This is a genomic window from Rhodopirellula islandica, assembly GCF_001027925.1.
Taxonomy (GTDB): domain Bacteria; phylum Planctomycetota; class Planctomycetia; order Pirellulales; family Pirellulaceae; genus Rhodopirellula; species Rhodopirellula islandica.
Map to the genome: position 1 here is coordinate 1 of NZ_LECT01000040.1, position 24,780 is coordinate 24,780.

Below are 24,780 nucleotides of genomic sequence, written 5' to 3' on the forward strand. Positions count from 1 at the left end.
ACATCGCTGAGGCCGCGGCATGGCAAAGCTCTCCCTCTCGGAACCGACTGACAAGACAACTGGATCCTACGCAGCGGCGGTTGGGAGTCAATGTTTGGTGGGTGGCACCATCCGGTTGTTATGTTTGGTGGGTGGCCCCATCCGGTTATCCTTGGCAGGGTGGTCAGTGCGCGAACCGAATGCAACTCATTGAAAAAGTTAAATTGACAATTGAAAAATGCGAATTGATGCGATTTCATCCACGCATTCCGGCATTTTACAATTGTCAATTTGCACTTTCACTTTTTCAATCGCGACAAACGCCGTATCAATACCATTCGTCGGAAACCGCCCAAACCGCCTTGTTGATTTCATCTTTATCAGCCCAGGCGATGCCCCTGGCTTCGATGAGGATGGCCGTTGGCCAACAAAACCGACCGCAAAAGCGCAATTTCAAAACTGACGCGGTGGGTTGGGACGGAGGGGCGGTGGTGATCCGAATTCTTGGCGAATCCGGCTACGGGGTGGGAAAACATCGAGAGGATTCTCGTCCGCTACTGGTAGATCTTCACCGAATCAACCAACATCTGCACCGGAAATTCGGTAGTGGCATCCGGCGGGCCCAGAAATCCTCCTCCGACGGCGACGTTCATCAACAGATGAAACGGTTGATCAAACGGGGCAGGGTACTTTCCGCCAGAGCTTTCCCATCTCGTTTGCTTTTGCACTGATTTTCCATCGATCAACCATTCGATTTCGTTCGCTCGCCAGTTCACGGCAAACGTGTGAAAGTCATCGGCGAAGGTTCCTTGCTCCAGCGTGTATTCATCGCCCGTGTGAATGTTGTTCGGCCAGGGTGCGCCGTGATGCAGCGTCCCCAACACGACATTGGGTTGCTGGCCTCGCATCTCCATGATGTCAATCTCGCCGCTGGCCGCCCAACCACCGTATTCGTCCTTGGTTGGTAACATCCAAATCGCCGGCCAGATGCCTTGTCCTTGGGGCAACTTCGCTCGCACTTCGATGCGACCGTACTTCCAATCCCCTCGGTGCTTGGTTCGAACTCGCCCCGACGAGTACTCTCGCGACGTTCCGCTGATGGCCGCGTTGTCACGCCGAGCCTCCAGAACCAGACAGCCATCCTCGACTCGCACGTTCTCAGGGCGGTCGGTGTAGATCTGAAGCTCGTGGTTGCCACCGCCGAACGCGTTGACCTCGACCTCCCACTTGGAATAGTCCAACGAGTCCCCGCTGAAATCGTCTTGCCAAACCAATCGGTCAAACGTCTGAGCGTTTGCGTGGCGGAAACTGCATCCAAACATCGTGATCGCCATTCCGACAGCGACCGCGAGTCGGATCATTCTGCGAAACCGCGTTTGCGAAGCAGGGCTTCTGTGTCGACATCACGACCGCGGAAATTGCGGTAAGTTTCGACGGGATCGATTGTGTCGCCGACACTGAGAATGTGATCGAACAGCTTCGCAGCGGTTTCCTCATCGAAGAAGCTTCCTGCCTCGACGAACATCTCCGCCGCGTCTGCCGTCAGCGCGTCGCTCCACAGGTAGCTGTAGTAACCGGCTGAGTACGCGTCGCTGCTGAACAGGTGACTGAAGTGAGGCAAGCGGTGACGCATCGGCAATTCGTCTGGCATGCCGATCTCCGCCAACGCCGACTTTTCAAACTCACTGACGTCAATGTCGCCGGCCTGCAACTGGTGCAGCTGCATGTCCAGGATCGCACAGGCCAAGTACTCGACGGTTTCAAACCCGCTGTTGAACTTCGACGAAGCTTCGATCTTGTCGAGCAGCTCTTTCGGCATCGGCTCGCCGGTTTCGTAGTGCGTCGCGTAGCGAGTCAACACTTCGGGCGTCGACAACCAATGCTCCAACACCTGCGAGGGGAACTCGACAAAGTCGCGAGCCACGTTGGTGCCGGACTGCGATGGATAGTGCACACGACTGGAAAGTCCGTGCAGGGCGTGGCCGAACTCGTGGAACAACGTGGTCGCGTCGTCCCAGGAAATCAAAACCGGCTTGCCGTCCGCAGCGGGAACGAAGTTGCTGTTGTTGGACACGATTGGTGTTCGCACGGGAACGTCCGCGGAGGCGGGATCAAGATCCCATCCTGATTGGCCTCGGTAATCCATCATCCATGCACCGCTGCGTTTGCCTTCGCGAGCGAATGGGTCCAGGTAGAACAGTCCCACGTGGCTTCCGTCGGACTTCTGCACCACTTCGTAAACGGTGACATCGGGATGGAACACAGGCAAGTTGCCGATGGGCCGGAACTGGAACCCGAACAGTTCCTCCGCACACCACATCATGGCTTCGACCAAGCGATCGAGTTGCAGATAAGGACGCACTTCCGCCATGTCCAAGTCGTACTTTTCAGCCCGGACCTTTTCGGCGTAGTAGCGGTAATCCCACGGTTCGATCTTGATTTTCGGTTTACCAGCCGCTTGCATTTCTGCGTCGGCGATGGCTTGCATGTCCGCCACTTCCGTCGCGACACGCTGCACGGCGTGAGGCCAGACCTTCATCATCAATTCCATCGCACGATCGGGGGTGCCCGCCATCGTGGATTCCATTCGCCAATGAGCGTGTGTGGGATAGCCGAGCAACTTGGCGCGGGCCGCACGCAGATTCAAGATTTCGCGAATGATGGCTTTGTTGTCGTGGGCATCGTTGTTGTCGCCGCGGAAGTAGTAGTTCCGCCAAACCTGTTCGCGAAGCTCACGATCATCCGCGTTTGTCAAAAACGGGTCCATCGACGAACGCGTGTTGGTCACAGCCCACTTGGCCTTGCCGCCTTTTTCTTTCGCAGCGACCGCCATCGCATCGCGACTCGACTGCGGCACACCAGACAATCGCGACTCATCGTCAATCCAAGTGACGTGGCCCTTCTCTTCTTCCAAAACGTTTTGGTTGAAGTCGGTGAACAACCGAGCCAATCGCGTGTTGATCTGCGACAGCTTGGATTTGTCCTCTGGGCTCAACCGAGCCCCACGACGGACAAAGCTCTTGAATGTTTCATCCAGCAAACGCTTCGCATCATCATCCAGAGTGACGGTCTTCTTCTCGAAAACGTCGTCATGAATCGCTTCGATGCGAGCAAACAAAGCCACATTCTGCGTGACTGAGTCCGAGTAAGCAGCCAACTTGGGTGTGATGCTGCGTTCCAAATCCGGGATCGGCCCCAGGTTCAGGTTCCCCGCGTGCACGTCGAACAACACCTCGACTCGGTGCAGGGCTTCACCCGCGGTTTCCATCGCGAGCAAGGTGTTCTCAAACGTGGGCGCCGCCGACTGATTGGCAATTTGATCGATTTCCTTTTCAGCCTGCTCGATCGCAGCGTCAAAGGCGGGACCAAATTCATCGACACGGACTTCGTTCCACGGCGGCACCCCGCCATGAGGCCCCGGCCAGGGTTTCAAAAGCGGTGAATTTGAAAGGAGAGATTGCGAGCTGTTCACGGAAGTTTCTTGTGAATAGGAAGGCTGGACCAACACGATCGCGGCAAGGAAGCTTGCCGGAACAACACACCATCTCATTTGATGAACCCTTTGGATTTCAGAAGTTCCACCACCGCATCCGCACAGTCAGCGATGGAAGTGGTGGAGGCGTCGACGGCCAAGTCAGGATCGCTTGGAACATCGTATGTGGCAGTCACACCGGGGAAGTTCGCCAGCTCGCCAGCATCCGCTTTCGCGTACTGCCCCTTGGTATCCCGTTCCCGGCAAACTTCCAATGGAGTCGCGACGTGAACGACCAAGAACTGATCTTCGCCAATCAACTTGCTGACTTTCTGACGCACATCATCGGACGGTGCCACCAAGGATGCCAAGCAGATCAGCCCAGCATCATTCAGCGTGTGAGCCAAGTGCCCGCTGCGACGCAAATTTTCACTGCGATCATCCGCGCTGAAGCCCAAATCACGGCTCAGCCCGCGACGAACATACTCGCCATCGACCACAGCAACTGATCGGCCCGCGTCAAACAATTTGCGTTCCACGGCTTGCGCGATCGAAGTCTTGCCGCTCCCGGTCAGCCCCGTCAGCAGCACCGTGGCTGGTTTCTGTCCGAATCGTGCCAAACGCTCTTCCGCGGTCACGGCCGAGAGAGTGTCGCCGGAATCATCCGATGAAGCTTCGTCGTCCCAAACCGACTTGTGACTTCCGGTGGTCCCGCGATCCAGGATCATGCCCGCGGCAACGGTCGCATTCGTGATCCGATCGACCAGGATGATCGCTCCCGTGGTTCGGTTGCGACGGTATGGGTCGTAGTGAATCGGTGCCGACAAAGACAATCGAACACGTCCGATTTCGTTCAGTTCCAGAGTAGGTGCTGGCAAGCGATGCAGGTCGTTCACATCGACTTTGTAAGCCAACGTTTCAACATTCCCTGGGACCGTTTGAGTGGTGTGTTTGACGAGGTACGTCTTGCCAGGAACCATCGCCTCTTCATTCATCCAAACCAACATCGCTTCGACGTCGGATCCGCTTCGTGGCATGTTGCCACTGCGAACGATCATGTCACCGCGACTGGCATCGATTTCATCTTCCAATGTCAGCGTCACCGCCAATGGAGCGTAGGCTTCATCCAAGTTGCCGTCGTAGGTGACGATTTCTTTGACCTTGGACTTCTGACGACTGGGCAGGACGGTGACCTCTTCGCCTGTGCGGATGATCCCGGATGCGATCGTCCCACAGAACCCACGAAAGTTGAGGTTGGGACGATTGACGTATTGAACCGGCAATCGGAAATCTTGCAGGTTGCGATCCGAACCGATGTAAACGGTTTCCAAGAAATTCATCAACGTGCTGCCGGTGTACCACGGCATGTTCTCGCTGCGGTCAACCAAGTTGTCGCCATTGAGAGCACTGATCGGAATGAAGTGCAGGTCAGGCAAGTCCAAGCGGGTGGCGAAATTGCGATAGTCTTCGCAGATCTCGTTGAAGCGTTCTTCGCTGTATTCGACACCGTCGATGTCCATCTTGTTGACCGCCACGACCACGTGACGGATGCCCAACAACGAAACGATGAACGAGTGGCGACGGGTTTGGGTCAGCACCCCGTGCCGCGCGTCGATCAGGATGATCGCCAGGTCCGCGCTGCTGGCACCGGTCGCCATGTTCCGCGTGTATTGTTCGTGACCGGGCGTGTCAGCGATGATGAATTTGCGTTTCGCTGTGCTGAAGTAGCGGTAGGCGACATCGATCGTGATGCCCTGCTCGCGTTCTTCTTTCAAACCGTCCATGAACAACGAGGGGTCGAATCCACCTGCCACGCTGCCTTGACGAACGGAGTCACTTTGGACCTTCGCCAATTCGTCTTCGTAGACCAACTTGGAATCGTAGAGCAGGCGGCCGATCAACGTGCTCTTGCCATCATCCACGCTGCCGCAGGTGATGAAACGCAACAATTGCTTTTGCTCATGCTGCTTCAGATAAGCATCGATGTCGGAGGCGATCAGATCAGATTGATGAGACATAGGAGGACAGCTTTTAGCAGTTAGCCGTTAGCTTCTAGCAACAGCCGATCGGAGGTACAGATTACGTTGAGACGGGCGCGAATGCCGCTTGGGCGGCACCGCTACCGACGAGCTAGCCGCTAGCTGCTAGTAGCCAGCAGCGGATCGCAAAGCGATCAAAAGTAGCCGCGTTCTTTTTTCTTTTGCATGCCGACGCCGCCTTCGTCTTGGTCAATGATTCGACCCTGGCGTTCACTGGTGCGGGTCAGCAGCATCTCTTGGATGACCTCGGGCAGTGTCGTCGCTTCGCTCTCGACCGCTCCGGAAAGCGGGTAACAACCCAGGGTTCGGAATCGCACCATCCGGGTCTCTTCTTTCTCGCCCGGCAACAAGGGCATGCGATCGTCATCACGCATCAACAACATTCCATCGCGATTGACGACTTGGCGAGGTTCCGACAGATACAGCGGCACGATGGGGATGTTTTCCATGTGGATGTACTGCCACACATCCAATTCGGTCCAGTTGCTCATCGGAAAGACGCGAATCGACTCGCCTTTGTTGACCCGACCGTTGTACAGGTTCCAAAGTTCGGGGCGTTGATTCTTGGGGTCCCAGCGGTGCGATTTATCGCGGAAGCTGAACACGCGTTCTTTAGCGCGGCTTTTTTCTTCGTCGCGACGGGCACCACCAAACGCGGCGTCAAATTGGTACATGTCCAACGCGGCCTTGAGCGCGTCGGTTTTCATCAATTCAGTGTGTCGCTCGCTGTCTTCCCACGGAGGGATGTTGGCTTTCAAGCCCTCTTCGTTGATGTGCACCAGCACATCCAAACCCAACGTGCCACGAACATATTTTTCGCGGTGCTCGATCATGTCCTTGAACTTGTACGTCGTGTCGACGTGCAACAACGGGAAGGGCAACTTCGCAGGGTAAAATGCTTTCAGGGCCAAGTGAAGCAGCACCGCGGAGTCTTTGCCGATCGAGTACAGCATCACAGGTTTTTGGAACTCCGAGACCACTTCTCGGAAAATGTGAATGCTCTCGGCCTCGAGCTGTTTCAGGTGAGTGAGGCTGTAATCGGACATGCGATCTTTGGAGAAAGAGTGAAACGAATCGGGTTCGCCGCGGCATCAAGCCTGGCAGTATAGACGGGGTGCAGAATCGATCCAGCCGGAAGGTCTTCCAGCAGGCTCAGCCCTTCTTTTTCTTCGTCAATTCCAAGATCACGCCTCGGCTGACATCGGCTGCCTCGGACGAGTCATCCGCTTCCGCCTCGGTGACCTCAGGAGCCAAATTCCCCAAGGGGTAGGTGGCCACAACGCGAAGATCCAGACCTTTGAGCACGCCGTGATGACGGGCCTCCCCCCGTTCGTCGACCCACTTGGGGCCTTTAATCAGCAACAGCCGGTCAAACTGACTCCAATGCGGCTCCACCCAACGGCAGAACTTTAACAGGCTGCCAACCGCTCGGCTGACGATCGTGGTGAAGCGAAAATCTTCCAGTAAATCTTCGCCGCGAGCCGCGTAAACCGGCACGGGCAGATTCAACTCGGTCACCAATTCGTCGAGCACCTTGGCTCGTTTGCCAACCGATTCGGCCAGAGCGACTTCGATGTCGGGCCGCAACATCGCCAATGGAATGCCGGGCACGCCGTTTCCGCTGCCCATGTCGAGGACCTCCTCGCCGGGCTGGATCAACTGAGCCAATTGCAGGCAATCACGTAAGTCGCGGGTGACGAACAAATCCCACGTCGTGTGCCGGGTCAGGTTGATCTGCTCGTTGTACCGCCACAGCGACTGCGCGTATTGCTGCAGCGACATGCCCAGAGGCTCGTCGAGCTCGAGTCCGAATTGTTCCAAGGCCGTTTTGAATTCTGCGTCAATCATGCCCGCAGGTCATACCAGGGGCGACCGAACCTGGGTAGCGGAACAGTGCCCCAGAATGGCCGAAAGACCACAAAAACGACCGTCAGACGGACTTCGCGAGCCAAAATGCCCGGATGAACGCTGGTCGCAGGCTTCCCGCGACGGTTTGGTTCCCCTGAGAGAACGCTCCCCAACACACCCGATCACTCCGGCAAACTGAAGTTCACCGGTGGAGTGGAGCCCGTGGCTTCTGTCGAAGCCGCTGCTGGGTCCGCCTTCGGCGAGCCAGCAGTCTGGCCCGCACTGGATTCCTGGAAGCTCACCGCGGAATTGCTGCCAGGAACAACTGGCTGGGTCGCAGTGGGCTGAATCGCACCAGGAATGGCGTAGCTGGGCGGAGCGGCATAGCTAGGCGGTGTCTGGTTTGCCATGTGGGCAGGTGCCGAAGCCACGGTGGCCACGGGTCCCGCAGCGGCACCAATCGCTCTGCCAGTCGATCCCGCCGAAGCGATGTTGGCAGCCGGCGACGTTCCCATTCCAGGGTTCAACTGAGCCAACATCTCACGAGAGCGATCGATGGCACGCTTGGTGGCCGGATCGCCTGCGGCGGAGGCTTCATGAGTGACAGCCTGCTGCAGGTGGATTTGAGCGTCCGCGTTCTGCCCTTTTTTGTAGTGCAAAAACGCCATGTTGAAGTGAGCCACGGCGGGTTTGTTGTTGGCCGCCAAGACCTTGTAGGCCTCTTCGCTCTGCCCCGATTCGAAGTGCACGCTGGCCAGGTTGTTGGCATAGCGAGATGTGCCGGGTGCCAGTTCCAAGGCGCGAGCCAAGGTTTGCACTGCCATCCCGTGCTGATTCAATTTCCCGAGCGTCAAACCCAGGTCGTTGTACAACGCCGCGTCGTTTGGGCTTTGTGCGATTGCTTTTTGAAAGAACTCCGCAGCCTTCGAATGATTGCCTTCTCGAAAATGCAGCCGTGCCACGCTGGTCAACGCGGAAGCGTGACTCGGTGATTCCTCGAGTGCCTTGGAATAGCTTTCCATGGCCTTGGTCAGATTGCCGGTCGATTCCCAAAGCTGTCCGTTGGCAACCAACACATCCGGTTCCAATTGACCAGGCTCGTTCTCCAACGACAACGGATCACTGTTGTAGTCGTTTTCTTTCGAATCACGACCAAACCAGCTGGCAACCGTTCCGGTGGTTTTTCCCCACGCGCTCTTGGTTGCATTGCCGACACCCCCTGCCGCTTTCCCGACCGAGTCCCCCGCAGAAGCGATGAAACTAGGGCCCTTGTTGGGCTCGCTGACCGTGGCTGTTCCCTTGCCTGCGAAGGGATTCATGGATGCCAACGACATTGATCGAGAGGCACATCCAGTGGAAGTCAACGTGAGGCAACCACCCACCACCAACGTGAAAATCCATTCGCGTTTGGCTGGATGAGTCTTGCGAGTTGCGTTTGGCTGACGTGTGGCGTCCATGTTTCACACTTCGTTAAGGAGCATTTGTGGCCGATCATTGCAACCGGCACCGCCCGTCTCTCACACATGTGTGAAACGGGCCTTTCGTTGGAAAATCAGATCACAACGGATCATTCCATTGGCTTTGATCGACCATTCGCTTGATCGACTTTAGGGCGTGCAACGATTTTTCTGAAAATCGGTTTTCAAACACATGTGAGCTCCGTGATGCTCGCGGCAGCCCCTGTTCACACACCTACCCATTGCCCTGCCAATTCGATTCGTCTGCACGAATCGTGAAGCCGCTGTTGCATTCTTATCGGTCAGGATCCGCCCCGGATTCGATCCCAATTTGACGACAACGCGGCGATCTTTCTCCTCGCAGTGAAACTCGGGCGAGGGACTTCCAAGTCCATCAATCACAACCCGACGCGTGACGGGCTGTTGATTCAATCAGCCGGAACGCGATCGCGTCCGGTTCGTCTTCGGTGACCGTGGGCTAGCGATGGACTGCGAAATGTTTGGTGCGATGGAGCGTATTCGTTTGCGCAAGTTTTCATCCCGGTAGGGATGTCAGATGGTAGCCGTCGGTAAGCGATAGCGCCACCGATGGACATGCCCCCCACGCCACCACTCACCATCCCGCCGTGGCCATTGGCCACGGCGGGATGGTGAGTTTTTCGGGGGCTCGTTTACCGGGGGCTCGTTTACCGGGGGCTCGTTGACCGGGGGTGTGCTGCTACGCAGCGACCCCCGGCTACCATCTGACATCCCTACCGGGATGGAGAAAGATGGAAGCCGGAAGAAAATTTGCATCCGCTATCAAAGCGGCAATGGCAAAGATTTAGCAGTCCAGGCCAGCGTCCATCGGCTGATCGCTCAATCTGCGAAACGCACTAGTGGTTTGTCAGCACTTGTTTTTAGGGTAGTGGACGAGGCCACGAGTCCTGAACTGGCGTCAAATCCAAGGACTCGTGGCCTCGTCCACTACGATCAACCCTCACTTTTAACTTTGACGGACCACTCCGCTCTCAAAACGAAGCTGAACGAGAGTAGAACATTTGCCCCAAATGTTCGCGTGCTCGGCTCATTGTCGTCGAGCAGAATGACGCGAACGATTGAAAGGGAACTCGGTCGCAAGAAGGCCTGGCGGATCAAGACTGCCCGGCGAAACAGATAACGACAACGGTTCGACCCTGACCACTGGTCTGTCAGGACTTGTTTTTAGGGTAGTGGACGAGGCCACGAGGCCACGAGGCCTGAACTGGCGTCGACCCCAAGGACTCGTGGCCTCGTCCACTACGATCAACCCTCACTTTTAACTTTGACGGACCACTCCGCTCTCAAAACGAAGCTGAACGAGAGTAGAACATTTGCCCCCAAATGTTTGCGTGCCCGGTTCATTGTCGTCGAGCAGCGTGACACGAACGGTTGAAAGGGAACTCGGTCGCAAGAAGGCCTGGCGGATCAAGACTGCCCAGCGGAACAGTTGAGGACAACGGTTCGACTCTGACCACTGGTCTGTCAGGACTTGTTTTTAGGGTAGTGGACGAGGCCACGAGTCCTGAACTGGCGTCGAATCCACGGACTCGTGGCCTCGTCCACTACGATCAACCCTAACTTTTAACAACGGTTCTACTCTGACTTCGCTCAATCGATCCAGTCAAGCGACTCCAAGAACGCGAACGTCTTTTCCATCGTGTCGCGGTAAATCTTGCCTCCTCCATCGGTCTTCTTCGCATTGAAGAACCCGTGTGGCTGGCCCTCGTAGAGATGCAGTTCGCTGCGAACTCCGACTTCTTCGCAACGGTCGCGAAATCGTTCTCCGGTTGCAACCGGGATCAAATTGTCGTTGGTGCCCAAGAACACGATCGACGGCGGATCGTCCTTCGTGATGTTGTGAGCAGGTGAGTACTTCGCATAGTCGTCGCCCACGCGTGCCGTGCCCCATCCGCCGGGTCCGTTGTCGTAGACGGGGTTGAACAACAGCATCGCTGCTGGCTTGCGAGAAACTCCGCTCACGACTTGGTCCTCCATCATCCCCAAGTAGGCTGCCAAGTGACCGCCTGCTGAACCACCGCCGGTCGCCATCCGCTTCGGATCGATCCCGAACTTGCTGGCGTTGGCTCGGATGGAACGAAACGCATCCGAGGCATCCTCGACGCAGGTATCCGGTGGCGTTTTCGACTCTTTATCCAGCAACCGATACTTCACGCGAAAACAAACCATGCCGCGCTCCGCAAGTTCCTTGCTGTGCGAAGCAAACTGGCCCGGTTTGCCACCCGTCCACCCACCGCCGTGGAAGAAGACGACGGCAGGACGAGAATCTTCCGCCGACCAATCCGCTGGTCGCGTCCAGTCGACGAACAACTTGGTCGTCTTGCCCGACGATTCGTCGCTGACCGTTTTGTAGACAAATTGCTCCTCCACCACTTCGCTCGATGGTCCCGCATCGCGCGTGGCATCGGCAGCGGAGACGAAGTCACCCACTCCGATCGATTGAAATGTGAATGCGGCCGCAAAAACAAATGCAAACGAACGTCGGTGACTCATTGTGTCCTCAGCTTTTTTGAAGGGCGTCGCGAATTTCTCGCAACAGTTGAATGTCCTCGCTCGGCTTGGCGACTTCTTCCTCTTCCGGTTCATCTTCCATTCGCGCCCGAGCTGCATTGATCAGCTTAATCGCTACGAACAAGGCGATGGCGATCAACAGGAATTCAAAAATGGTTTGAGTGAATGGGCCGTAGTTCAAAATCGGATAGTCCTGAACCAGCATCCCGGCACCTTCGCCTTCGATGATCTTGCCAGCATCGTCGAGCTTGGGCGACTCCGTTTCAATTGTCAGAGCGGCCTCTTTGAAGTTGACCCCCGAGCGAGCTGTCAACAAATTGATCGGAGGCATGATGATGTTGTCGACCAACGACTTCACGATGCCACCAAAGGCACCGCCGATCACCACCCCAACCGCCAAATCGATGACGCTGCCTTTGAGTGCAAACTCTTTAAACTCTTGAACCAAACCCATCTCGACCCCTCGCTGTATGCGTTTTGCATCCATCTAAAAAAACACAAACACCATGTTTGCGATGAACGCGCCAAGCCTATGCGAGCGGAACCGCCACACCAAGCGGTTGGTTTCAATTTACATTCGCTGATTCGCATGCATTCCAAGGTGTCGCATCCCCAAACGCACATGCGTTTCGACAGGGCGGACACCTTGCTTGGCCAAACGAATGCATGCTCAACCGGCAGTTGATTGAGTACGTTCGAAAATTGAACGATCAGCCGAGGGACGATCGCCCACGGTGACCGAAGACGAACCGGACGCGATCGCGTTCTGACTGACGAAATCACTAGGCCGTTAAGCAACGCGTGAACAACAAGTGACGATGTTAGCGGTGTGGCGCAAGCCGCCCGGTGAGGAACCGGAGGGCTCGCGCCCTTCCGCTACGTCACTTGTTGTTCACGTGGTCCTATGCCGGCACCAATTCTTGCTTGGGACCAAAGAATTCGTACTTCAACCGATGGTCCGCCACTCCCATCTCGGACAAAGCCGAATGAACCAGATTCATGAAAGGCTTCGGGCCACAGAAGAAATACCGAGCCGTCCCAACCGGCGTCCATTCAGCGATCTGTTCCTTGGTCAGCAACCCTGTTTCGTCGCATTTTCCCGATGCCAAATCATCCGGCAAAGGATTGTCGTAGATCGTTCGCAACTGCAACCCAGGCGACGATTCCGCGAGTGCCTTCAACTCATCCGCAAACGCTTGCGATGCGCTGTTGCGAGCCGCCTGCACAAACACAACTTCTGCGTTGGGTTGAGCCTTCAACAATGACTTCGCCATCGACAGCAACGGGGTCACTCCGATTCCGCCAGCCAAGAACACAATGGGTTCCGCCGCCTTCTCAGTGGGATCAAGCGTGAATTCTCCGCACGGTGGCCCGACTTCGATCAAATTCCCTTCCTGCATCTCGTCATGCAAATGGTTCGAAATCAAACCGCCCGGCGCATCGGCTTGCAGTGCTCCCTCGCGTTTGACACTGATCCGATAGTGAGGCTCTTGCCAATGGTCGGACAAACTGTAGTTGCGAGGCGAAGTGGGCGTGACCGGATGATCGACGTGAACGGTGATGTATTGGCCTGGTTTGAAAGCAGGCAAGTCCCCTCCGTCTTCCGGAGTCAAATAGAACGATGTCACACAGTCACTTTCGGGCGTCTTTCGCGACACGACAAAGGTTCGCGTGCCGTTCCATCCGCCGGGCACCTGGGCTTGGTTCTGATAGATCTCGTTTTCGCGACCGATGAAGATGTCAGCCAAGAACCCATACGCTTCCTCCACCGCGCCCAGGACTTCTTCCGTCGCGCCGTCGCCCATCACATCCTTGATCGCCGCCAACAAATTCGCGCCCACGATCGGATAGTGTTCGGCTTGAATCCCTAGCGAACAATGCTTCTGAGCGATCAGTTCCACGGCGGGCAACAACACCGCGGGATTGTCGATGTGAGTGAAGTAGGCACAGATCGCACCCGCCAAGGCTTTCTGCTGACCGCCCGTGTGCTGGTGCGACTGGTTGAAGAAAACCTTGACCTCCGGATTCGCCTCAAACATCCGCTCATAAAATCGCCGCGTGATCGTCTCTGCGTTGGCGGCGACAGCGGGCGTGATCTCTTTGACGATGCGAATGGTGTTTTCACTGAGCAAGGCGGCTCTCCCGAAAATGAAGTCGTAACGAAGCGGCCAAACATCACGCCGCTAAACATCTACCTCAACGTACAGGTTCATTTCTACACGTCAAGATGGAGTTTCGATTCCATGGGTTCCTGTCTTCTTTGAGCACACCCGACCGCCCCGCTGAGAGAGGCGACTCATCCGCCTTTCTCCACCGCTATTGGGCACTGATTCCCCGGCGTCTGCCGAGGCCTCAAGAGTTCGCCTTTGCAGGAGCCCAAACATCCACGGCAAAGTACACTGGCAACCAGTGCGGACCCCGTTTTAAACGCTTCACGATTGACACAACTGAGATGGCCCCGATGAATTGGAAATGCTTTGCAAGCTTGTGGATGCTGTTGTTTTTGAGCACCAATGTGCTTGGCGACGACGCTCCCCCCTCGAAGGACACCACGGCAGAAGAGAAATCAAGTGACAAATTGACGGACCAATTTGTCACGACCGAGCACTCTTTCAGCGTGGCAGGAGAGACGATTGACTACACCGCCACCGCGGGTCGCTTGGTCATGCAAACTGACGAACTGGACCCCAAAGCGGAAGTCTTCTTCGTCTCGTACACTCGCAAGAGCGACGACATTACCAAGCGTCCGATCACGTTCTGCTTCAACGGCGGACCGGGTTCCTCTTCGGTTTGGCTGCACCTGGGAATGCTGGGGCCCAAGATCATCCGCTTCCCGGATGATGCGTCTGTGTTGCGTCCTCCGTATCACCTCGATGAAAACCACCAGAGTCTGTTGGACATCACCGACCTGGTGTTCATCGACCCCGTCAGCACGGGATACAGTCGTCCCGCGAAAGACGTCAACAAGAGCGATTTCCATGGCTACAACGAAGACGTCCGCAGCGTCGGCCAGTTCATCCATGACTACACCACCCAGTTCGAACGTTGGCTCTCACCGAAATTGATTCTTGGCGAAAGCTACGGTGGACTTCGCGTTGCGGGGCTGAGCGGCTACCTGCGAGACCACTACAAAATGGAACTCAATGGCGCCATCGTGATCTCCGGCGCCATCAACTTTCAAACGCTGCGGTTCTCGCCCAGCAACGACGTCCCTGACGTTTGCTTCCTGCCGACCTACACGGCGACGGCTTGGTACCACAAGCAACTCGATGAGGAACTGCAATCGCTTCCACTGGCGGAAGTCGTCGCGAAATCGGAGAAGTTCGCTTACCGCCAATACGCCCCTGCTCTGCTGAAAGGAACCAGCATCGGCAAAAAGGAACTTCAACGTGTCGCCGAGGAACTCGCAAGCCTGACAGGCCTGTCGGAAGAGTACTTGTTGTCGTCCAACCTCAAGATTTCGATGCAGCGTTTTGGCAAGGAGTTGCTTCGCGATCAAGCGTTGACGGTCGGCCGATTCGACGGTCGTTACACAAGCATCGACCGTGACTCAGCCGGTGAGACGCCCGAATTCGATGCCAGTGGGGCCGCGATCTTTGGCCCCTTCACGGCTTGCCTGAACGATTACATGCATCGCGATTTGAAATACAAGGATCGACGCGTCTACGAAATCTTGACCGGCAACGTGCATCCGTGGAGCTACAAACCCTTCGAAGGCCGCTACGTCGATGCGTCGGAAACCTTGCGTCGAGCGATGACAGCCAACCCGTCCTTCAAATTGTTTGTCGCTTGCGGGTACTACGATCTCGCCACGCCCCACTTCGCGATGGAGTACACCATCGACCACATGGGTTTGTCCTCGGAACGAAGCAAGAACTTGACGATCAAGCATTACGAAGGTGGGCACATGATGTACGTTCATGAGCCGTCTCTCAAACAACTGCGTCAAGACCTGGTCGAGTTCTACAAGGATGCCGTTGGCGAAACCGCTCAATAGGCGTCTGTTTCGCAACCGTGCCACCGATTCGGCAACCAGCTGCTTCCGTTGCTCAGCTGGAGATCAACGCGGCTTCTGACCACAACGATGGATCTTCCGCGACCGGGAAATCGGTGCTGAGCGTCAACGCTTGGTTGCCGAGTTCCCGATCCGCGACGAGGTAATAGAAACCGATCTGCGATTGGTCCTTGGGGTCGTATCCCGTCAACGCATCGGCGGGAATCAAACCAGACAACTCATACCCATCGTGCCGAGGGATTGCGTGAATCTTCAGCGCGTCCGGACGGATGGGTTTGGGATTGGTTCTCGCCCGATTGATGGGCACCATCGCCGCAACGGCTCGCTCACGTTTAGGGCCACCGCCAGCGGGCAACCATAAAAACCGATGGCAATGCTGGGTCGCGCGGTGGATGTTGGGACTGTTCCGCGTGTCCATCCAAAGGTGCAACCCATCGCTCTCATCCAATCGAGTTTCGCGACACCATGGCAACTGACGTTTCCCATTGACCAACAAGTGAAACCCGATGCCGGTCACGTCCCACGCGATGCGCACATCGGCAAAGATCGGACCGCCTGAGAGCGCCGCAAAAGACGGCACTCGGCACGAAGTGGGCAGCGACAACCCTCGCGAGGTCCAATCCAAAGCGTGCTGCTGCAGCCGAACTTCGAACCGGAATAGCATCGTCGGATCGAGAAGGGGACCTTTGGCGGAACTCAAGACTGCAAACCTGCTCGGGAAATTCGCGGGACCATCGAACCGCAGAAACACTTCTACGGGTACCAAAAGCGTACCGGCTTCGTCCCGTTTTGGAATGGTGGCAACCCGTGCTTGTCAGAGGTGCGAGTGCTGGCCGATGAGTGCCCAAGCTCGGTTTGAAGCGCGCGTCCAACGGCATTTCGGCAGGCGAATTGTGGGGATTTCGTCAAAAATGCGGCCGTGAAACCGCTGGAACTTTACCCAAACGGAACAACTGGAACGGTCGCAGCGAAAACGAATCGCTTTCCCAGGCGATTTCAATTCCCCAGGCGTTCGACTCGCCGATAGCGTGCCTTGGAGCGGGATCTCCATCCGGCGATTTTGGCAACGCCCACTTCGGCACCCCCGTTGCCGCTCTGTCCCACCTCACAGCCCACCATCACATTCATTCAAGCTCCGGTTTCGCAGTGAACACTTTATTCCAAGCCTTCGTTCGCTGATCTCCGGCCCAATATAATCATGAAAATTTTCTCCCCGATTCGCCATTGTTCCACCACCGCCAAACGCCTCGCATTGTCGGTCACCATCGCCGGTTCGCTCTTTGCTTCGGGCCTGGCACCATCGCTCGCTCATGCCAAGCAAGTCGATCCTGCTCTCACCGGTGGCATCTCCATCCTCGTCCACCGCTTTGATGAGGAGGCCGCCCCGATCGACCCCGCCGTTGTCGTGGATGCCCCCTCCGTTCCAACCGAAGACAAAGCGACCGAAGCCGGTGAAATCGAAGCGGAAGCGGCCAACGCCGGGGAGAACAAAGCGGAAGACGCCGAAGCTCAACCCGCTCAGCAAGCGATCATTTCGATCCCGGGCACGCACGACTCCATCCCCACCGTCAGCGTTGACATTCAACCCGAGTCCACCGGCGACGAGCTGAAGGTTGCCGCGGCCGACATCAACGATGTGTCCGCTCCCGCGACCAGCGTTCGCCGCACCTCCTCCGACTTCAACGAAATGCTGGCCGCCGTCGCTGCTTCCACCGCGGCCAAGATCGGGATCCCGCTCGAACAGTTCCTCGAACCGTTCGCCATGATTCGCACGCAAGCCAAACTGCCCCCCGTCGCTGGCGAACTCGATCCCGGGCTCAGCGAAGAAGTCGCCGACGACCAAGCCTTGGCTCAAGCGGTGGCACTGAACCGGTGGTGGTTGGACGAATCCATGCCCGAAATCGCTTCGGACGAACCCGTGCTGCAGAGCCAAGTGGTTCCAAACGCCGTGCCTGCCAAGCCTGCACCGCACAAGTTCACGATCGATGTTCGCGAGGAGTTGGCCGCACTCGCCGCGGAAGAACCCTTGGATGTCACACTTCCATCCGTGATCGTTCCCTTCATCGCCATGCATGACTTTTCAAAACCGGTTGGCAACACGGTTTTGAAATTGGGCGTGGAACGGATCACCGAGCCCGAAGTGGCTGTCGAAGACCCCAGCGATTTGGCAGGGAGCTCCCCTGTCATCGTGACCTTGGAAGAAGCCTACTTGCCCTATGACCTGAACGAGGGCGATTTCCACGAAGCTCAACTGGTGAAGGCATCCCCAGATTGCTTGTTGGAAGAAGCAGTGTGGCAGGTCAGCAAGGTGGCAGAAGTGGCGGAGTGCTTCTCGCCTCGGGAGCTGGGCGTGGTGTTGGCGGATGTGGCTCACCGCCGGTCGATGATTGAAGCGGATGTGTTGGATGTCGTGGCGAGTGACTTGGCGTCGTTGATCGCGAAACCTGTCCCGATGATGTTGGTGGATGGCGAACCGATCCCTCAACCGGTTCCGGACGCGGAACCCGACACGGTTCACTCGATCGACACGATGGTCGTCGACGGGGAAGTCATCCCGGCTCCGTCCCCGGATGCGGTTCCCGATGAATTGCCCAACTCGGCAATCATCGAGATCATGCTCGTCGATGGTGACTTGGTTCCCGCGCCCACGCCCGACGACGCTCCGGATGCGATGGAATCGTCTCCCGCGATCCCGACGATGCTGGTGGACGGCAACGCGATCCCGGCTCCCACGCCCGATGGAATTCCGAACGGCATCGTGAGCCTGAACACGGCCACCGGAATCGAATCCATCGTGGCCGTCGACGTGGTCCCCGACTCAGCCTACCCTGAGCTGAATCCGGGACTGGATCCCGCCGCGATGGACGCGGAAACGCAGTTGGCCACACGTCCCGAGGAAGACAACGTTCAACGCTAAACGTTGCCTCGAGACTCGCCACTGAAACGCGAGCGTCCCGACCTTCGATCGCCATCCGAAACCCACGTCGTTGTGAACCAACGTCGTGGGTTTCGCTCGTTTATACTTGCCGCACCAGTCTCAATCCTCGTGCAGCAGGTACATCCATGTCTATCAGGCGGATTTTCGGTTTCGGACTCTTCCTCGGCTTGTGTCTCAGTCTCCAGACGTCCCACGGACAAGATCCTGAAACATCCCAGGGCAGCCAACGCAAGAACGTGCTGTTCTTGATTTCCGATGACCTGAACACTCGCATCGGTTGCTACGGGGATCCGCTGGTCCAAACCCCCAACATCGATCGCCTGGCCGCGCGAGGCGTCCTGTTTGAAAACGCGGCTTGCCAGTACCCACTGTGCGGCCCGTCGCGAAATTCGATGTTGTGCGGGCTGTATCCCGACACCACCGGCATCCACGGCAACGCCCAAATTTTTCGTGACTCGATTCCCGAGCGTTGGTCGCTGCCCCAAGCCTTCCGGTTGGACGGGTACTTCGCTGGTCGCATCGGCAAGATGTACCACTACAACGTTCCCAAATCCGTCGGAACCAACGGCCATGATGACCCAGCGTCCTGGGAATTGGAGCTCAATCCAGCCGGCTGTGATCGACTGATCGAAGAACCGGACATTTTCACGCTTCGCAAAAACGCGTTCGGCGGAACGCTGTCCTGGTACGCGTCGCCTCGCCCGGACGCAGCCCACACCGATGGGATGCTGGCAGACGACGCATCCTGGGTTCTGGAACGCTGTGCCCAACGCAATGACCGCCCGTTTTTTCTAGCCGTTGGTTTCTATCGACCTCACACGCCCTATGTGGCACCCAAGGAATACTTCGATCTTTACCACCTGGAAGACATGCCGCTGTTTGACAATGTAGAAGAAGACAACGCGGACGTTCCGGAGGCGGCCTTGCTCAGTCGCAAAAAAGAACAAGAGCAACTCACCGACGATTTACGTCGCCAAGCGGTCCAGGCTTACTACGCCAGCACCACGTTCATGGACGCGCAAGTCGGCAAGGTGCTCGACACGCTCAAACGCACCGGCTTGGACAAGAACACGATCGTGGTTTTCACCAGCGATCACGGTTACTTCCTGGGTGAAAAGGGATTGTGGCAGAAGCAGGCCTTGTTCGACAAAGTCGCTGGTGTGCCGTTGATCATCGCGGAGCCCGGACGCACCGCAGGCGCGGTGGCCACCGCGCCCGTGGGACTGGTCGACCTGTACCCGACGCTGACGGAGTGGTGCGGCGTGCCCACGCAAGAATTGATGCAAGGCCAATCACTTGTACCGATGTTGCGAGATCCCTCGGCAACCGGTCGCGGCTACTCGATGTCGATGGTCGTTCGCAATGATCGTCAAGCCAAACAACGCTACTACGGGTACTCCATTCGCACCCAACGATACCGGCTGACCTTGTGGGACGACGGCAAACGTGGCACCGAGCTTTACGATCACCAAAACGATCCCGATGAATTCACCAACTTGGCTCACGGCGATCGCAAAAGCGATCCCGAGATCGCCCAAGTGATTCGCGACTTGACGCAGAAACTCGAAACCGAAAGAACCAAGGGGATGCCAGCGTCCGGCAAGCGAACCGAATACAAAGTCGGCAACTGGAACCCAATGCTCCGCATCGACGATTGAGCGGTGGCGACAATCGTCGCTGGCTTTTAGCTTTTAGCTTTTAGCTTTTAGCTTTTAGCTTCTAGCTTCTAGCTTCTAGCTTCTAGCTTCTAGCTTCTAGCTTCTAGCTTCTAGCTTCTAGCTTCTAGCTTCTAGCTTCTAGCTTCTAGCTTCTAGCCTCGTGCTCGTGCTCGTGCTCGTGCTCGTGCTCGTGCTCGTGCTCGTGCTCGTGCTCGTGCTCGTGCTCGTGCTCGTGCTCGTGGCACGAGCCATCGGTGCTCGATGCCAGCCCATACCACGCTCCATCCCTTGCATCACCAACGCATTCTCCCGCTACCAGGCCAGCCCTCCGCCCATCACCGGTTCTGGATTCGAAACGCCAGCTGCTGCAATTCACTGGCAAGATCCACGTTGATGATCGCTGTGCCGGAAGGCACACGAAGCGTCGTGGGGGCAAAGTTCAGGATGCCCTGAATCCCACCCGCCACCACGCGCGTTGCGACCTGACTGGCTTGTTCACTTGGCACCGCCAAGATGGCCAATTCTGGTTTCGCGGTCGCCAACACTTCTTCCAGATCGTCCAGGGAACGAATTGTCGTGCCCCCGACTTCGCGACCATACTTGCTTGGATCGGTGTCAAATGCGGCCGCAAGGGAAAATCCCAGGCGTTCAAATCCGCGATAACGCAGCAACGCGTTGCCCAGGGACCCAACGCCGATCAGGACCGCCTTCCACTGCACGCCTGATCCCAGCACCACACCGATTCGGTCGGCCAGGATTGCAACGTCGTATCCAACCCCACGGCGGCCGATCGATCCAATCGAACTGAGGTCGCGGCGAACGACGGCGGGCGACACATTGACCATTGCGCCCAGGTCACGGCTGTTCGTGGACGTTTCGCCGGAATCCAGCAAACGGTGCAATTCACGGTAATACAGCGACAAACGGCCCACCGCGGGCGTCGACAACTCGGCCCGACGATCGCTCTCATCGGGATTGTCGGAATCGTCCGCAGCGTGCTCTGTGTTCATGCCCATGACCGACCCGCGCATTTGATTTCACTGGAACAACCCGCAAGGTCGGTAGGACTCGACAACGCAATCGTTCCCTTTTGCCAGGACTTCCCTGTTTGCTTGTTCAACCCGTGTCCCGCAGACGATGAAGTTTGTGCATCAAGATCAGTTTTACTAGTCCGCAGAGTTTTCGCCTGGGTCACACACCTGGCACAGCTTATCTCTGTCCGACTGGCAAGTGAAGCCTTACCGACCCTCCCTGGCCCACGTGTGGGCCATCCCGCTCTCACCACCGCAGCCTCGGCCTTCGTTCAGTCGACGGGCACACTGCAACAAGAGTGACAGTGAATCAGGCAGCGGATCGGTTTAGCAGTCTGGGTCTTGGTTGGTATGGAGGTCAAGCCGGGGGGTATCCGGCAGGCCAAAGGAAGCTGCGTTATTACAACGTCCCGTTGTTACCTGTGGAGAAACTTACGATGAAACGTTTGTGGTTGTTGCCTGCTCTGATGATCATTTCGGTCGTCTCGGGCGCGAATGCTGCTCACGCTGCTTACAGCGGCGCGATCAGTTACGAAGGTTGTAGCAGTTGTGGTGGTTCCGTTGTTGCCGATGGATCGGTGATGGCAGACGGCTCAGCTGTGGCTGGTGGTTCGGTTATCTCTGACGGTTCGGCCGTCGCCGGTGGATCTTACACCGTGATGCGAACCGTCCGCGAAACAGTGATGGAGCAAGTCCAAGAGACTCGCACCCGCACTCGGAACGAAGTGTACTTCGAAGACCAAGTGGTCAACCGTACGCGGATGGTTCCAGAAACTCACCAAAAAGAAGTTCAGTACACGGTCATGGTGCCGTCGTACGAAACACGCCAACGCACGATCAACTACACGGTCAACAAGCCTGTGTACGAAACTCGTGAAAAGGTGATCAACTACACAGTCAAGAAACCTGTGTACGAAACACGTACGAAAACGATCAACTACACCGTTAACAAGCCTGTTTACGAACAGCACCAACGGGTGATCAACTACACAGTCAAGAAACCTGTGTACGAAACTCGTACGAAGACGATCAACTACACGGTCAACAAGCCTGTGTACGAAACTCGTCAAAAAGTGACCAACTACACCGTGATGGTGCCAACGTACGAAACTCGTACGCGAAACATCAACTACACGGTTTACAACACCGTGCAAGAACAAAAGGTTCGCACGGAAAACTACAGCGTCAGCGTCCCTCAAACGTACACCAAGACCATCACGGTCAAAGGTGGACACTGGGAAACTGTCACGGAAACCGTTCCTGGACCGATGATTCGTCGCACCGTGCGTGAGCCCGGTACGTCGTACTTCGACGCTTCGACTTGCCGAACCGTGTACTGCCCCGGCAAATGCCGAGTGGAATGCGTTCAAGGTTGCCCCAAGACGATCTGCAAGAAAGTCTGGGTCCCAACTTGCGAGCAAAAAGAAGTGACTTGCACCAAGTACGTCTCAGAATGCCGTACTCGTGAAATCCCTTACACCGTGTGCCGTCGAGTTCCTGAGTGCCGCACCAAGACCGTTGAGTACAAAGTGTGCAAAATGGTTCCTGAGTGCCGTACCAAGACTTGCAACTACACCGTGTGCAAGATGGTTCCTGAGTGCCGTAGCAAGACCGTTGAGTACAAAGTCTGCAAGATGGTTTGCGAAAACCGTCAGAAGACTTGCAACTACACGACCTGCAAAATGGTTCCCGAGTGCCGCACCAAGACTTGCAACTACACCGTTTGCAAGATGGTTTGCGAGCCTCGCACCAAAGTTTGCAAGTACACCGTCTGCAAGATGGTTCCTGAGTGCCGCACCAAAGTTTGCGAGTACAAAGTTTGCAAGATGATCCCTGAGTGCCGTACCAAGACCGTGTGCTACACGACTTGCCGCAAAGAGTGCTACCAAGAAACGATCAAGGTCAAGAAGTGCCGCCAAGTGTGCGAGCCTTACACCGTGACTCGTTGCGTGCCACGAGTGGTTTGCAAGCAAGTTCCTGTCACCGTTTGCTGCCCAGCTCCAACTTGCGGATGTGCAGACGCCTGTGCTCCAGCATGTGCACCTGCTTCGGCTGGTCCTATCCGTAGCTTGCTCAAGGGAATCCTTGGCGGCAACGGTTGTGGCTGCGGAAACGACTGCGGATGCGACGCTGGTTGCGATGCAGGCTGCGACGTTGCTCCTGCTTGCGGCTGCTGATTGAAACTTGTTCTCAGGGGAGCCCCCACAACGGGGCTACCCAGAGAACGTTGACGTAACGCTCTCCACACAGCGACCCCAACCCGACTTCGTCGGCCGTGCTGATTCGGACATCGAACCGAATAACGGATCACCGGCCACGAAGTCACCGGGGTGCCTGAGTGGACTCAACGCGATCAAACAAAACCGGGGACGAACTTGCATGACAAGTTCGCCCCGTTTTTTATGCGCTGGAGGAAAGCTTTTAGTGGTCTGTTAAAGCTAAAAGTTAGGGTTGATCGTAGTGGACGAGGCCACGAGTCCTTGGATTTGACGCCAGTTCAGGACTCGTGGCCTCGTCCACTACCCTAAAAACAAGTCCTGACAGACCACTAGAAGCTAGAAGCTGGCCTCACGCCGGAGCGGGGCGGCCGTAATAGAAACCTTGGGCCAGGTCGAAGCCGACTTCTTGGCAGGCTTCGACTTCCTCGATCGTTTCGATTCCCTCGGCCAGAGCGGAGATGTCCAGGTCTTGCACCATGTTGACCAGCGACCGCAGCATTCGCATGCGATTGCTGTCGACGACGCTCAGTCCACGAATCAGGCCGATGTCGAACTTGACGTAATCGGGTCGGGCTTCGACCAATTCCGCCAACCGGGCTTGGCCGGCACCGAAATCGTCGTAGGCCAATTGGATGTCCAATTCTTTCAACGTCGAATGCAGACGCCGCATTTGTTCGGGGTTGGTCACGGCGGATTCGTGAATTTCCAACACGATCTTGGTGTTCGATGCCATCGTCCGGACCTTGGACAAGGAATCGATCAACGACTGGCCGTCTTCCATTTCTTTGGGGTGAGTGTTGACGAACAAGGTCGGTGAATCTGGAAGTTCGCGGCCCACCCGAAGTCCTTCCCAACGCAGCAGTCGACTGAGTTCGACTTCCAGGTTGAGTTGCTCAGCGGCTTGGAACATGGCGCCGACGGATTCCAGCCCGAACACGCTGCCTCGACCAAGAATCTCAAACCCGATCATGCGAGCACCAATCACGGTGACGATCGGTTGAAAGTGCGGACGGACCAGCCGTTGGCTCATCAATCGGTCGAACTGAACCAACGCCAAAGCTTGGTCGCAGACGTTTTCGGAAATGGTCCCCGCGGTGACTCCGGTCGGGGATTGTCGCCGCACTCGGAAGGGAGCTTCAGCGAAGTGAATCAGATCTTCATCCCCCACCACGACCGGTTCGGTGACGCGTTTTCCATTGAGGTACGTGCCGTTGGTGCTCTCGAGATCCCGAACGATCAGTTTGCCATCGACGAGCTTGAGCTCGGCGTGGTTCCCGCTGACCGTGCGAAACTGCAGCTTCATGGCAACGCCGGATTTCCGGCCCACGATGAACGGTTCTTGATCAATCGGCGTGTGTTGCAGAGTGTCACCGGGACTCGTCGGACCAGACAGAAACCACACGTCTTCATAGACGGCGGTGCTGCGACGAAGTCGGTCGATTGGAAGGCTATCAACGGAAGCCATAACAACAATTTCACGGAGGAGCGTGCTGGGAAACGAGCGGTCTCCGAGAGGGTGGATCCTCGCTCTGCTGCAAAGCTAGGTCACGAGCCGTGAACAAACGCTTTGTGAG

17 protein-coding genes are annotated in these 24,780 nt (G+C 56.6%); 5 read left to right on the plus strand and 12 right to left on the minus strand.

The annotated features are described in order from the left end of the window. Nucleotides 1-217 precede the first annotated feature (217 nt). The gene (locus RISK_RS30070; protein ID WP_083435056.1) at nt 218-442 is read left to right on the plus strand and encodes a hypothetical protein; all 225 of its coding nucleotides are present in this window, start codon (nt 218-220) and stop codon (nt 440-442) included. Nucleotides 443-533: 91 nt separating this feature from the next. Here RISK_RS30070 and RISK_RS19310 read toward each other — a convergent pair whose 3' ends face one another. From RISK_RS19310 to hmpA, 9 genes are all read right to left on the minus strand, one after another. Continuing rightward, nucleotides 534-1,340, minus strand: coding sequence for a glycoside hydrolase family 16 protein (locus tag RISK_RS19310; protein ID WP_053061235.1), 807 nt, complete (start codon nt 1,338-1,340; stop codon nt 534-536). Then, entirely contained in the window at nt 1,337-3,529 is a 2,193-nt protein-coding gene (locus RISK_RS19315) for a M3 family metallopeptidase (protein WP_236696469.1), read from the minus strand. Before RISK_RS19315 ends, RISK_RS19310 begins: the two co-directional genes overlap by 4 nt. Further along, nucleotides 3,526-5,469 carry a sulfate adenylyltransferase subunit CysN gene (gene cysN / locus RISK_RS19320; protein WP_047815971.1) on the minus strand — a complete coding sequence of 648 codons (1,944 nt, stop codon included), beginning with the start codon at nt 5,467-5,469 and terminating at the stop codon, nt 3,526-3,528. The genes RISK_RS19315 and cysN overlap by 4 nt, the downstream gene beginning before the upstream one ends. Before the next feature lie 155 nt (nt 5,470-5,624). After that, nucleotides 5,625-6,536, minus strand: coding sequence for a sulfate adenylyltransferase subunit CysD (cysD, locus tag RISK_RS19325; protein ID WP_047815972.1), 912 nt, complete (start codon nt 6,534-6,536; stop codon nt 5,625-5,627). Nucleotides 6,537-6,642: 106 nt separating this feature from the next. Then, complete coding sequence (gene rsmG, locus RISK_RS19330) at nt 6,643-7,338, minus strand: 16S rRNA (guanine(527)-N(7))-methyltransferase RsmG (RefSeq protein ID WP_047815973.1); 696 nt, start codon at nt 7,336-7,338, stop codon at nt 6,643-6,645. A gap of 182 nt (nt 7,339-7,520) precedes the next feature. Then, nucleotides 7,521-8,795 carry a tetratricopeptide repeat protein gene (locus RISK_RS19335; protein ID WP_047815974.1) on the minus strand — a complete coding sequence of 425 codons (1,275 nt, stop codon included), beginning with the start codon at nt 8,793-8,795 and terminating at the stop codon, nt 7,521-7,523. Between the two features lie 1,629 nt (nt 8,796-10,424). Next, nucleotides 10,425-11,327, minus strand: coding sequence for an alpha/beta hydrolase (locus RISK_RS19340; RefSeq protein WP_047815975.1), 903 nt, complete (start codon nt 11,325-11,327; stop codon nt 10,425-10,427). Nucleotides 11,328-11,334: 7 nt separating this feature from the next. Next, on the minus strand, nt 11,335-11,799 hold the full coding sequence (gene mscL, locus RISK_RS19345) for a large conductance mechanosensitive channel protein MscL (RefSeq protein WP_047815990.1): 465 nt from the start codon (nt 11,797-11,799) through the stop codon (nt 11,335-11,337). Between the two features lie 448 nt (nt 11,800-12,247). After that, complete coding sequence (hmpA, locus tag RISK_RS19350) at nt 12,248-13,477, minus strand: NO-inducible flavohemoprotein (RefSeq protein ID WP_047815976.1); 1,230 nt, start codon at nt 13,475-13,477, stop codon at nt 12,248-12,250. A 359-nt stretch (nt 13,478-13,836) separates the two neighbouring features. Here hmpA and RISK_RS19355 point away from each other — a divergent pair, with 359 nt between their 5' ends. Continuing rightward, nucleotides 13,837-15,342: a S10 family peptidase gene (locus RISK_RS19355; protein WP_236696470.1), complete on the plus strand. Its 1,506-nt coding sequence runs from the start codon at nt 13,837-13,839 to the stop codon at nt 15,340-15,342. 52 nt (nt 15,343-15,394) lie between these two features. On the opposite strand, the gene RISK_RS19360 is transcribed toward RISK_RS19355, so the two are convergent. Continuing rightward, nucleotides 15,395-15,940: a DOMON domain-containing protein gene (locus RISK_RS19360; protein WP_047815991.1), complete on the minus strand. Its 546-nt coding sequence runs from the start codon at nt 15,938-15,940 to the stop codon at nt 15,395-15,397. A 618-nt stretch (nt 15,941-16,558) separates the two neighbouring features. On the opposite strand from RISK_RS19360, the gene RISK_RS19370 reads away from it, so the two are divergent. After that, nucleotides 16,559-18,277: a hypothetical protein gene (locus RISK_RS19370; RefSeq protein WP_047815979.1), complete on the plus strand. Its 1,719-nt coding sequence runs from the start codon at nt 16,559-16,561 to the stop codon at nt 18,275-18,277. A gap of 146 nt (nt 18,278-18,423) precedes the next feature. Then, nucleotides 18,424-19,956: a sulfatase gene (locus RISK_RS19375; RefSeq protein ID WP_047815980.1), complete on the plus strand. Its 1,533-nt coding sequence runs from the start codon at nt 18,424-18,426 to the stop codon at nt 19,954-19,956. 335 nt (nt 19,957-20,291) lie between these two features. Here RISK_RS19375 and RISK_RS19380 read toward each other — a convergent pair whose 3' ends face one another. Next, nucleotides 20,292-20,972, minus strand: a complete 681-nt coding sequence (locus RISK_RS19380; protein WP_047815992.1) for a redox-sensing transcriptional repressor Rex — start codon at nt 20,970-20,972, stop codon at nt 20,292-20,294. 452 nt (nt 20,973-21,424) lie between these two features. On the opposite strand from RISK_RS19380, the gene RISK_RS19385 reads away from it, so the two are divergent. After that, a complete protein-coding gene (locus RISK_RS19385) occupies nt 21,425-23,164 on the plus strand; it encodes a YTV domain protein (protein ID WP_047815981.1) in 1,740 nt (579 codons plus the stop codon). 391 nt (nt 23,165-23,555) lie between these two features. On the opposite strand, the gene RISK_RS19390 is transcribed toward RISK_RS19385, so the two are convergent. Then, nucleotides 23,556-24,671, minus strand: coding sequence for an EAL domain-containing protein (locus RISK_RS19390; protein ID WP_047815982.1), 1,116 nt, complete (start codon nt 24,669-24,671; stop codon nt 23,556-23,558). Nucleotides 24,672-24,780 lie beyond the last annotated feature (109 nt).